Source organism: Pseudomonas sp. 06C 126 (assembly GCF_001855215.1).
Classification (GTDB): Bacteria; Pseudomonadota; Gammaproteobacteria; order Pseudomonadales; family Pseudomonadaceae; genus Aquipseudomonas; species Aquipseudomonas proteolytica.
On sequence record NZ_MIFU01000082.1, the window covers coordinates 1 to 11,584 of the forward strand.

At 63.7% G+C, this 11,584-nt stretch carries 6 protein-coding genes; 1 reads left to right on the forward strand and 5 read right to left on the reverse strand.

The window, feature by feature from the left end; translation table 11 throughout:
• From BHC62_RS12700 to pvdM, 5 genes are all read right to left on the reverse strand, one after another.
• A partial coding sequence (locus tag BHC62_RS12700) for a non-ribosomal peptide synthetase (RefSeq protein ID WP_143007534.1) occupies positions 1 to 3,954 on the reverse strand: 3,954 nt, incomplete at its 3' end.
• 332 nt (positions 3,955 to 4,286) lie between these two features.
• Positions 4,287 to 5,936, reverse strand: a complete 1,650-nt coding sequence (locus BHC62_RS12705) for a cyclic peptide export ABC transporter (protein ID WP_070995218.1) — start codon at positions 5,934 to 5,936, stop codon at positions 4,287 to 4,289.
• 138 nt (positions 5,937 to 6,074) lie between these two features.
• The gene (locus BHC62_RS12710) at positions 6,075 to 6,953 is read right to left on the reverse strand and encodes a formylglycine-generating enzyme family protein (protein WP_029293137.1); all 879 of its coding nucleotides are present in this window, start codon (positions 6,951 to 6,953) and stop codon (positions 6,075 to 6,077) included.
• A gap of 28 nt (positions 6,954 to 6,981) precedes the next feature.
• Positions 6,982 to 8,253 carry an aminotransferase class V-fold PLP-dependent enzyme gene (locus BHC62_RS12715; RefSeq protein WP_070995219.1) on the reverse strand — a complete coding sequence of 424 codons (1,272 nt, stop codon included), beginning with the start codon at positions 8,251 to 8,253 and terminating at the stop codon, positions 6,982 to 6,984.
• Positions 8,250 to 9,611, reverse strand: coding sequence for a pyoverdine-tailoring dipeptidase-like protein PvdM (pvdM, locus tag BHC62_RS12720; RefSeq protein ID WP_070995220.1), 1,362 nt, complete (start codon positions 9,609 to 9,611; stop codon positions 8,250 to 8,252). Before pvdM ends, BHC62_RS12715 begins: the two co-directional genes overlap by 4 nt.
• A gap of 194 nt (positions 9,612 to 9,805) precedes the next feature.
• Here pvdM and BHC62_RS12725 point away from each other — a divergent pair, with 194 nt between their 5' ends.
• Positions 9,806 to 11,434, forward strand: a complete 1,629-nt coding sequence (locus tag BHC62_RS12725) for a PvdJ/PvdD/PvdP-like protein (protein WP_070995221.1) — start codon at positions 9,806 to 9,808, stop codon at positions 11,432 to 11,434.
• Positions 11,435 to 11,584: the final 150 nt, after the last annotated feature.

An 11,584-nucleotide genomic window follows, 5' to 3' on the forward strand; every position in this document is an offset into this window, starting at 1 on the left:
GGGTGCGACTTGCAGAAGTTGTTGGGTCAGGGTTTTGCTGAGTTGGATATCGACAGTCGTCGCCTGGGTGTGCCGCTGGCTGCCTTCAGGGTTTGCGTGTGGCAGGTCGTGGCTGGTGTCGTCTAGTTGCTGCGTCCAGTACGTCAGTTCCTGTTGCAACTCAGCCCTCTGCCCATACCCCAGCAACTTCTCACCCCAGGTCTTGTAGGCGCTGGTCTTTTCCGGCAGCCCGATCGTCTGACCCGCTTGCAGTTGACGATAAGCCATCTGCAAATCATCAAACAAAATCCGCCACGACACCCCATCCACCACCAGGTGGTGAATAGCCAACAGCAACCGCTGGCTGCCGTCCTTCAAACCCACCAGTACCGCGCGCAGTAGCGGCCCATGTTGCAGGTCGAGGCTGCGTTGGGCTTCGTCGCCCAAAGATTGCAACTGTGTGGCGTCGTCGATGCGGGTTTGCCACAGCACCGACGCGGTTTGCGGGCGGTATTCAGCGTTCCAGCCAGAGTCGGTCTGGGTGAAGCGCAGGCGCAGGGCGTCGTGGTGTTGGATCAGGGCGTTGAGGGCCTGTTCCAGTAGGTGCGGGTCCAGGGTTGTGGCGGGTTTGAGCAGCACGGACTGGTTCCAGTGGTGGCGCTCGGGGATGTCGGTGTCGAAGAACAGGTGTTGGATCGGTAGCAGCGGTGCCAAACCCGTGACCGGGCCCTGGTCGATCGCCAGGCCCTGGCCCTGGTTTTTCGCCACGCTGGCCAGGCCCTGGATGGTCTGGTGTTGGAACAGGTCCTTGGGGGTGAAGTGGATGCCGGCCTGGCGCGCGCGGCTGACGACCTGGATAGAGATGATGGAGTCGCCGCCCAGTTCGAAGAAGTTGTCGTTCAGGCCGATTTTTTCCAGTTTGAGCACGTCTTGCCAGATGCCTGCGATGCGTTGTTGCACTTCGTTTTGCGGGGCCACGTAGGCGTGCAGGGCCTGGTTGGCATCGGGGGCCGGCAGGGCCTTGCGGTCGAGCTTGCCGTTGGGAGTCAGGGGTAATTGCGCCAGGATCAGCAGGTGGCCGGGGACCATGTAGTCCGGCAGGTGTTCGCCGAGGTGGGCCTTGAGGGTGTCGCGCAAGGCGTCCTGGCGGGTGATGTCCGTTGCCGGTTCTGTTGGCACCACATAGCCCACCAACTGCGCGCCGCCCGGGGCTGGGTGGGCGATGACCACGGCTTCGCGCACCGTCTGGTGTTGCAGCAGTTGCGCTTCAATTTCCCCCAGTTCGATGCGCAAACCGCGGATTTTGACCTGATGGTCGATGCGCCCGATGTAGTCGATGACCCCATCGGCGCGGTAGCGGGTCAGGTCGCCGCTGCGGTACAGGCGCGCGCCATTGCCGGCAAACGGGTCGGGAATAAAGCGTTCGGCGGTCAGGCCCGGGCGCTGGTGGTAGCCCTGCGCCAGGGAGTCGCCGCCGATCAGCAGCTCGGCGTGGGTGCCCACCGGGCACAACTGCAGGTCATGATCGAGCAGGTAGGTGCGCACGTTGGCGATGGGGCGGCCGATAGGGGCGATGGCGCCCTCTGGCAGGCGGTCGACATCAAACAACGTGGTGTCGATGGTGGCTTCGGTTGGGCCGTAGAGGTTGCACAGGCGGCCGTTCCAGCGCTCGCGCAATTGTGCCACCAACGCGGTGCCCAGGGCTTCGCCGCCGAGCAGCAGCAAACGCAAGAATTGCATCTGCGCGCCCTGTTCATCGGCAAGCAAGGCTTGCAGCAGCGAAGGGGCCATTTGCAACACGCTGATGCGCTGGGCGGCCACTTGCGACCAGAGCATCGACAGGTCTGCGGACAGTTCGCTGGACGCTAGGACCAGCTGCGCACCGTTGAGCAATGGCAGCCAGAATTCCCACACCGAGGCGTCGAAGCTGAAGGCGGTTTTTTGCAAGACCCGGTCCGCAGCGCTCAGGCCCAATTCGCCCTGCATCCAGAGCATATGATTGGTCAGGGCGCCATGGCGCACTTGCACGCCCTTGGGCTGCCCGGTGGAGCCGGAGGTGTAGATCATGTACGCCAGGTGATCGGCGCTGACCGTGACCGGTGGGTTGGCGCTGTCATAACCTTCCAGCCAGTCGCTGTCCTGGTCCAGGCTCAGGGACGGCAGGCGGTCCGGGACGGGCAATGCCAGGCTGCTTTGGGTCAGCAGCAGGCCGATGCCGCTGTCATTGATCATGTAGGCCAGGCGGTCGGCGGGGTAGGCCGGGTCCAGCGGGACATAGGCGCCGCCGGCCTTGAGCACGGCCAGCAGGGCGATCACCATTTCCAGGCTGCGTTCCAGGCCAAGGCCCACGCAGGTATTGGGGCCGACGCCCAGTTCCAGCAGCTTATGGGCCAGTTGGTTGGCGCGGCGGTTGAGCTGGTCCAGGGTCAGTTGCTGGTTGCCGAACTCCACGGCAACGGCATGGGGCAGGCGTTCGGCTTGTTCCGCGAGCAAGACATGCACCGGTGCGGCGTTGGGGTAATGGACCGCCGTGGCATTCCACTGCGCCAACTGCTGGCCACGCTCCTCGGCGCTGAGCATCGGCAGTTCGCCGATCCGTGCCTGGGGCTGCTCGAGCATCGCCTGCACCAGGTTCTGGAAGTGCCCGGCCAGGGTGGCAATGGTCGCTGGGGCGAAGCAAGCGGCGTCGTATTCAAAATGCGCAGTGATCTGCTGCTGGCTGTATTCCACATCCAGCGACAGGTCGAACTTGGCCTGCAGCGGGTGGCTGTCCATAAAACTCAATTGCAGCGGGCCCAGGTGCAGGGCCGCCTCCTGCACGGCGCCGACACGCCAGTTGAACAGGGTCTGGAACAGCGGGTTGGCCTGGGGGCTGCGTTGCAGGTGCAGGTCTTCGAGGATCAGCTCGATGGGGTAGTCGGCATGTTCCAGGGCAGCGAGGGATTGCTGGCGCAGGCCCTGGAGGAACGCGCTGCAGGTTTGTTCGGGCGCCAGTCGCGCGCGATACACCTGGCTGCTGACAAAAAAGCCCACCAGGTCCTGGATCTGCGCCTGGTTGCGGGTGGCGTTGGGCACGCCGACGGTGAAGTCGACTTGGCCGCTGTAGCGCCCCAGCAGCAGCTGCCAGGCACCCAGGAGCACCACGAAGGGTGTCACGCCCTGTTGCTGGCAAAAAGTCTGCAAACGCTCGCTCAACAGGGCGGGCAGCGCGTGCCCATGATGGCCGGCGCCTGCGTGTTGTTCCAGGCGCTCGCGGGGCAGCTCCAGGGTGGGGATCTCGTCGCCCAGGCAGGCTTTCCAATACTGCGCAGCTAAGCTGTGTTGCGGCGTCAGCGGGTAGTCCTGGCGCTGCCACTGGGCGTAGTCGGCGTACTGGATGGCCGGGCGCGGCAGGGCCTGGCCCGGTTCGCGCAGGGCGCTGGCCAGGTCGTGGATCAGGATCGGGTTGGACCACGCGTCCGAGACGATGTGATGCATGTTGAGCAGCAGCACGTAGTGCTGCTCGGCCTGTTTGAGCAGGGTGCTGCGAATCAGCGGCGCCTGGCGCAGGTCGAAGGGTTGGGTGGCGTGCTGGCGGATGCGCTGTTGCAGTTGCAGGTCGCGCTGCTGGTTATCCAGGGTGCTTAGGTCCTCTTCCAGCAGGGTCAGGCGCGCGCCAGGTTCGATGACTTGCAGGGGTGTGCCGTCGGTGTCGCGAAAGGCCGTGCGCAGGATGTCGTGGCGATCGATCACCCGATTCAGGGCCGCTTCCAGGGCGCGCGCGTCCACCGGGCCCTTGAGGGCAATCGCCCGTGGCAGGTTGTAGGCATGGCTCTGGGGATCGAACTGTTGCAGGAACCACAGGCGCTGCTGGGCGAACGACAGCGGTACCGGGTCATGCCCGGCGAGGCTCTGGATGGACTGCCCGGCGCCGGCTTCATCGGCCAGCAACAGGGCCAGCAGGTCGTCGTCGGGAAGTTGGTTCAATTGGTTCATGATCGATCTCGTCGCCGTCGGCAGAGGAAATAAGCTGTGTCAGGAAGACGAAGATCGATCGATGAGATTTAGGCGCAATGGCCTGTGGCTAGGGAGCTTGTCTGTGGTTGCTGGAGATTGTCTGCGGTGCTGGGAGCTTGTCCGTGGCGAGCGGGCTTGCCCCGCGCTGGGCTGCGAAGCGGCCCTAAAACCAGGCGCCTCGGTTTGTCTGAATAAACGCGGGGCGTTTAGGGGGGGCTGCTACGCAGCCCAGCGCGGGGCAAGCCCGCTCGCCACAGACAAGCCCGCTCGCCACAGGCAAGCTCATTGCCACAGAAGGCCTGCCTCAGGTATCAGGCAAAGGCTTTTTCGCTGATGACGCGCCCGGCCTGCATGCGCACCAGTTGGTCAGCCACATCGAAGTAACGGTCGTCGTGGGAGATGACGATGATGGTCTTGCCCAGGCGCTTGAGGTCCGGCAGCAACTCGGTGTAGAAAATCCGCCGGAAGGTCGGGTCCTGATCGGCCGCCCACTCGTCAAACACCAGCACTGGGCGCTCATCGAGCCAGGCGTTGACCAGGGCCAGGCGCTTGCGTTGCCCGGTGGACAGGTCGGTGGTGGTGAACGCACCGTCGCGCACGCTGACCTTGTGCGCGATCTCCAGGCGCTCCAGGTATTGGGTGGCGTCGTCGGGCAGGGCCTTGTCGTTCTGCACCAGGTCGTCGAACAGGAAGTAGTCGGCAAAGATCGTGGTGAACATCTGGCGGTAGTCGTCCAGGCCCAGTGCGTCCACGGGCAGGCCGTTGAGGCGGATTTCGCCTTGCTGCGGGGTGTACAGGCCCAGCAGCAGCTTGATCAGGGTGGTCTTGCCGCAGCCGTTTTCGCCGACGATAAACAGGATTTCCCCAGGCTCGATGCTCAAATTGACCGGGCCCAGCTTGAACGGCTCGCTGCCCTCCACGGGCGGGAAGGCGTACTGCACGTTGCGCAGTTCCAGGTGCTTCATCACCGGCACGCTTTTGTCGGCGTCATCGAGCAGCAGGTGCGGTTCCGGCGAGGAGAAGCGCTCCGACAGGTCGGCAATGCGGCGGAAGGCAATTTGCGCGCGGCTGATGATCGGCAGGTTGCCGATCAGGTTTTCCAGCGGGCCTTTCATGTACAGCAGCACCAGGACAAAGCCGCTCATCACCGCCGGGTCCGAGCTGGGCCAGAACTGTTGCAGGGTCAGCGCCAGGCCAATCACCACAAAAAACAGCATCGAGCCCAGGCTCTTGGCGATCACGAAAATATTGATCGAGCGGATATGGGTATCGCAGATATGGTCGGCAGTGCCCTGGATATTGCGGGTGTGCATGGCGTGCCGGCGCGGGCGGTGGATGCGCAGTTCCTTGGCGCCCTCGGCAATCGCCGAGTAGTGTTTTTGCAGGTTGTCTTCGGCATCGCGGGCCGCGTAGAAGCCCTTGATGCCTTTGCTTTGGGCCACGAACTGCACCGCCGAACCGATCCCGATGGCCAGCAGGGTCATCAGGAAGATCGGCCAGGACAGCACCGCCAGGTAGCCCAGGCAGCCAAGGATCACTGTGGTGGAAATCGCCAACGGGGCGAAAGCGAAGGCGAAGTCGCTGATGGTGTCGACGTCGTGGGTCAGCACCGGGATCAGGCGGTGGGTGCGATAGCGCTCGATCTGCTCGATGGGCGCGGCGAGCACCTTGGCGCCGAGGTCCTTGCGCAGTTTGGCAATCACCTTCTGCCCGACGAAGTTGGTGCCGATATCGGCGCCGATACTGCTGAGCAAGGCCAGCAGGCACAGCCCGGCGAAGGCCAGGACCACGCCGGTACCCATGCCGTCGGCGCTGTGCAGGCCGCGGTTGACCGTGGCCAGCAGCGCGGTGACGCTGAGGCCGCCGATGATGCCCAGGGTGATGGAAGAAATGACAATCCGTCGATAGGGCTTGAGCAGGCTCAAGAGTTCGCGAATGGCGCTGCGCGGTGCTGCGGTCATGAAACTACCTCGATCGCGACGTGGCTACGTGCTGTGGGCAAGTGAAGGCCTGCGTGCGCAGGTTTACCGCTAGCAGGCCGATAGTAGGAGGACGAGTCGGGTGGGGCGCGATTTAGCCTCGCGCCGAGTTGCGCAGGCTCACAGGTCCCGTGCCACCCGCAAGCCCAGCCAGTCGCCACGCACATTGGAGTAGAGGCTGTTGCGGTTGCCGGAACGGGAAAAAATCGGCGCTTCGCCCCAGTCGTTGCCGCGAATCTGCCGCACCTCGCATTGCCCGGTCAGCCAGGCGCTGCCATCGCTGGGCGCGCCCACATAGCTGTCGTGTTCACAGTCTTCGACCCATTCATAAACGTTACCGTGCATGTCATACACACCGAACGCATTGGGCGCATAGCTGCCGGCGGGCGAGGTGTAGCTGTAGCCATCCGCCGGCCCGTAGGTATTGGCGTGCTTGGCGATGCCGTATTTCTCACCCTCGTCGAACGGGAACGGGAAGGGCCCGGAGGTACCGCCCCGGGCGGCGTACTCGCGCAGGGACTCGCTGACCAGGCGGTAGTGCTTGCCGGTTTTCTTCGACAGCCAGGCGACATAGGCATTGGCTTCGGCAAAGTCCATGCACACGGCCGGATGCTTGGCGGTGATGGGGTAGCTGGGCTTGCCAGCCGTGCATTTGCGCCCTGGTCGGTCGTCGCCGTCGGGCATTTTATAGCCGGTCTCTCGTATAAAACGGTCCCACTCGCCGGCCAGTACCTGGAAGCGGCTGATGGCCACGGGTTTAGCGAAGGTCACGTCATGGATCGGCCCCTCATCGGGCTGGCGGCCGACTTCATCGTCCGGGGTGCCCATCTTGAAGGTGCCGGTGGGCAGCACCACCATTTCCGGGCAGTGCTTGCAGTCCTTGAACACAGTGCCGGGCTTGGGCGGTGTTGCAGCCTGGGCGGCTGGCGCCAGGCAGGCCATCAATGCCGTCAGGGCCAGGGACTTGAGCAGCGTTGGGGTGAGCGGTTCATCGTTCATGAGTCGTCTCGATAACAAGAAAAAGGTGTCAAAGGGTTTTGTCGAGCAGCGCCAGGAAGCGGTCGACTTCATCTTCGGTATTGAGCAGGCCCGGCGCAGTGCGCACCACCGGGCCGACATCGCGGTTCACCGCGTCGCTGATGACCCGGTTGCGCATCAGGTAGGCGGCCACCTTGTCGCTGTCCTGGCCCTTGACCCGGAAGAAGCTGAAACCGGCCGACAGTTGCGGGCTGGCGGGGGTGACCAGCTCGATGTTCGGGCGTGCCTGCAAGCGTTCCTTGAGGTAGGTATTGAGGCTGTGGATGCGCTGCTGGACCTCGGCCTTGCCCAGTTGCAGGTGCAGCTTGAAGGCCTCATCCAGCGCCCAGCGGTGCTCAAAGGCGTGATAGCCGCCGGGGGAGAAGGAAGTAGCAAAGTCAGTGTCTTCGGAGAACGTCGGCAGGCTCGGGGTGAGGTTGGTCACTTGCTCCGAGGCGGCGCATACCAGGCCGGTGCCCCGTGGCCCGAACATCCACTTATGGGTGCCGGCAATAAAGAAGTCACAGTGCATGTCCGGGAAGGCCAGGTCTTCGACGCCAAAGCCATGCACGCCATCCACCACGTAGAGAATGCGGTCCTTTTCGTCACGCCCCTGGTTGTGGCGCTTGACCAGTTGGCCGATTTCGCCGATCGGCAGTTTCACGCCACTGCCCGACTGGACCCAGGTCATGCCCAGCACCCGGGTATTGGGGCGGATACTGCGCTCGATGCTCGTCAGCACTTCATCGACCGACACGTGGTGGGCGTTGGCGAACAGTTTGATCTTGCGCACTTGGGTGGCGTCACGCTGGGTGCGGAACGCGAGGATGCTGTCAGTGGAAAAGTGTTCGTGCTCGGTGGTCAGGATTTCCTGGTCGGGGCGCACGCGCAGGCCGCCGTAGATCATCGCCAGCCCTTCGGTGGTGCTGCCGGTGAGGGCGATCTGGCCGGGCTTGGCCTGCAGATAACGCGCGGCCCATTCACGCACCTGGCCTTCGCGTTTCCAGGGTTCCTGCAGGTCCCAATCCATGGTCAGGCCGGGGTTGCGGTCAATGGCGGCGCGGTGGCGCTCGATGGCCTCGCGTACCGGCCTTGGGTGGGAGGTGATCAGGAAGTTGGAGAAGTGGATGTAGTTCGGGTCCTGGTCGAACAGTTGGCGCAGGCTGGCCCACTTATCGGCGGGTGCCTTGGCGCTGGCGGCCTGAACGTCCAGGCTGGCCCCCAACGGCAGGCTGGCGGCGAGGATGCCAGCCTGTTTGAGAAAGGTGCGGCGGTCGCTCATGGCATCTGCTCGCTTGGCGGCACGCCGGGCTTGGCGGACTGTTGCACCTGCTCCCACACCCGCAGGAAGTTGCCGCCCCACAGCTTGGCGATATCGGCTTCGGAGTAGCCACGGGTGAGCAGTTCGGCGGTCACGTTGCGCACCTCACTCACATCGTTCCAGCCCTTGACGCCGCCGCCTTCGTTGAAGTCCGAGGCGATACCGACGTGGTCGATACCAATCTTGCGCACGGTGTAGTCGATGGCATCTCCCAGGTCCTTGAGGCTGGCCTTGGGCTCCTCTTCGAGAATGGCGTAGAGCTCGCTGGCGTATTCGCCGAACTTCTGTTCCGGCCAGGCGGCAATGATCGGGTCGCCGGGCATCAGGGCCATCGCCAGGTTGGGCAGGGGCGGCAGGTCGAAACGCGCGCGCAGTGCGTTGAGCTTGTCCTGGATCGGTTGGCTCAGCGGGCGCAGATACCCGCCGAACGCCACCACTTGCACCACGCCGCCGCTGTTCTTGATCAGTTGCAGTTCTTTGTCGCTGAGGTTGCGCGGGATATCCACTGAGGCGCGGGGCGCGGAGTGGGACGCGACCATGGGCGTGCGGCTCAACTGCGCCACTTGCTCCAGGGCGGTGGTGGACATTTGCGACACGTCGATGATCACGCCCAGGTCGTTCAGGCGCTGCACCGCTTGCTTGCCGATGGGTGAGAGGCCGCCGAGGGCGTCCGGCGAGTCATTGAAAAACGGCAGCGGGCGCGAAGAGTCGGCCCAGCTGTTATTGCCGATGTAGCTGAAGCCGAACATGCGCATGCCCCGCGCCGTCCACATGTCCAGCAGGTTCAGGTCATTGCCCAGGGGGTAGGCGTTGAGCATGCTGATAAAGATCGCAAACTTGCCCTCGCCATGCAGGCGGCGGAAATCGGCCGGGGTGTAGGCAATGCCCACCTGGTTGGGAAAGTCACGAACCATGCCGGTAATGATCTTGTAGCGCACCTCTTGCTGGTTTCGGGCCTCGTCGACAAAGCCTGCGGTGGGTTTGTGCGGCGCGTTGGGGCCATTCCACAGTTCGGGCCAGCCGAACACCGTCAGCGCCGCCCCCGACAGGCGCCCGCGACTGGCCTTGGCCAGGTCGAACTGGCCGCTGCCGTCCTTGTCTGCTTCATGGCCGGCGGTGCCGAAGTCCAGGGGCACGGTGATATGGCTGTCGAACGAAAGCAGACGGTCCTGCAGTTCATTGGCCTGCTTGATCACTTCCAGCGAATAGCCGGCGTTGCCGCGAAACCAGTGGTCCCAGGCAAAGCCTGCGCCGGCAGCGATGGCCAGGGCCAAGGGCAGACCGATGTATAGAGCCTTTTTCGAACGTGGTTTTGTCATTGCCATCTCAGTCGGTTCGCCTTTGAGGTGCAGGCGCAAGGGGCCTTTGCTATCTGGGAAGAACGAGCGCAGGCCCGGAAAATTTAAGTATCCCCACCATCAACGGTGGGAGCCGGCTCCCACAGTAAATTTGCTGTCCGGCAAAACGTTCTAGCTTGGATAAAGCCTGCTCCAAGGCTGACACAGGTAGGAACATGACGATTTCTCGACGAGGGTTTATCGCAGGCCTGGCGCTGACCGGCGCCGCCGTACCTGCAGCCTTTTATGCCCATCGCGAGTTGACGCGTGAGGAGTTCCCCATCACGCCCGAGGAAGCCACGGTGGACCTGGCGGACGCCGCCGGCCAGCAGTTGGCGAACAGCCTGCGCGGGATCTGGAGCCTGCGCCTGGAAGGGCGTGATGCCGGGTTGCAAGGCTTGCCCCTCGACGATCTGCAACTGTTTATTGATATCGCACCGCGTGGCCGTGGCGTGCGCGGCTACCTGGACACCGCTGGGCACCTGCGGGGGCCGGATGAGCCGCGCTATCAGGTCCTGGGTGATCTGGTTCCGGGCAATGCAGCGCTGCTGTACTGGCGCCTGATCGACCGCGACTCGCCAGATGGCATGCCGGCCTATGAATTCAAGATGAGCCTGGACGAAGTCTGGGACAGTTTCGGCAATGCTGGCAGCGGCACCCTCAGCGGGCAGATCCTCAGCCTCGACCGGCCCCTGGCAGCGTTGGAGCTGGATAACCGGTTTGTCGCCACCAAGCAGTTGTTCCCCGAAGCCCGCGAACGAATCGGCCTGAACCCTGCGCTACTGGCCTGGTTGATAGCCCCCGAGCACCGCCTGTTCCACCAGCTCTGGCACGCCTCGCGGGACCAGTGGCACAAGCTGCCCGAAGACAAGCGCAATGCCCTGCGCGGTATCGGTTGGCAGCCCGGGCCACGGGATAACGAGCGCGACGCCCGTGGCCCGCGCAAGGATCGCAATGGCTCGGGTATCGACTTTTTCTTCATGCACCGGCACATGCTTGGCACCGCGCGTTCCCTGCAGGACTTACCGTCCTGGCCGCGCTTCCCGCAGCCCCAGCCAGAGCTTGAGCGTGATCGCCAGGGCTTTGCGCGCTACTTCGACAATCACGATGGCTTCGCACTGCCGCCGACCTGGACGGCCAGTGGCGACGAGCAGTACAGCCAGTGGGTCAGTGATATCAAGGCGGCCGAGACCTATCACAGCAACTTCCAGGTGTGGGAGTCGCAGTACCGCGACCCGCGTTACCTGGCCAAGTTGACCCTGGGCCAGTTTGGCTCTGAGGTTGAGCTGGGGCTGCACGATTGGTTGCATATGCGCTGGGCGTCGGTACCGCGCGACCCGTCCAACGGCGCGCCGGTGCCCTTTGCCCGGGATCCGGCGGATTTTGCGGCGCGTTGGTATGAGCCGGAGAATGACTTTTTGGGCGACCCGTTTTCCTCCCATGTAAACCCGGTGTTCTGGCATTTTCACGGTTGGATCGATGATCGCCTTGAGGATTGGTTTCGCGCCCATCAGCGCTTTCATCCGGGTGAGCTGAACCGCCTGGAGGTCAATGGTGTGCCGTGGTTTGCGCCTGGGCGCTGGGTTGAGGTGGGTGATCCTTGGCTGGGGCCGGATACCCATGGTTGCAGCACCACCCCGGGACTGCAGATGGGCCGCACCGTGGAAATGGACCCGGAAACCATGAAACTGGCATTGCGCATCACCTTCGGTGCCGATGACGACAAACTGCAGGACTTGTTCCGCAAGGTGCCCAAGCGGCCGTGGTATGCGCGGCATTTGAAGGTCAAGGAACGCACGATTTGACCGCCGCGTGTGTGGGCTTATTGTGGCTAGCTGGCTTTTTGTGGGGCGCGGGCTTGCTGTGGGGAGCGGGCTTGTTGTGGCGAGCGGGCTTGCCCCGCGCTGGGCTGCGGAGCGGCCCCCCCTAAACCTCCCCGCGTTTATTCAGGCAGA

Excerpts from the sequence above, each read along its gene's own strand:
- BHC62_RS12705 (WP_070995218.1), bottom strand. The coding sequence starts at position 5,936 with ATGACCGCAGCACCGCGCAGCGCCATTCGCGAACTCTTGAGCCTGCTC.
- BHC62_RS12710 (WP_029293137.1), bottom strand. The coding sequence starts at position 6,953 with ATGAACGATGAACCGCTCACCCCAACGCTGCTCAAGTCCCTGGCCCTG.
- BHC62_RS12715 (WP_070995219.1), bottom strand. The coding sequence starts at position 8,253 with ATGAGCGACCGCCGCACCTTTCTCAAACAGGCTGGCATCCTCGCCGCC.
- pvdM (WP_070995220.1), bottom strand. The coding sequence starts at position 9,611 with ATGACAAAACCACGTTCGAAAAAGGCTCTATACATCGGTCTGCCCTTG.
- BHC62_RS12725 (WP_070995221.1), top strand. The coding sequence starts at position 9,806 with ATGACGATTTCTCGACGAGGGTTTATCGCAGGCCTGGCGCTGACCGGC.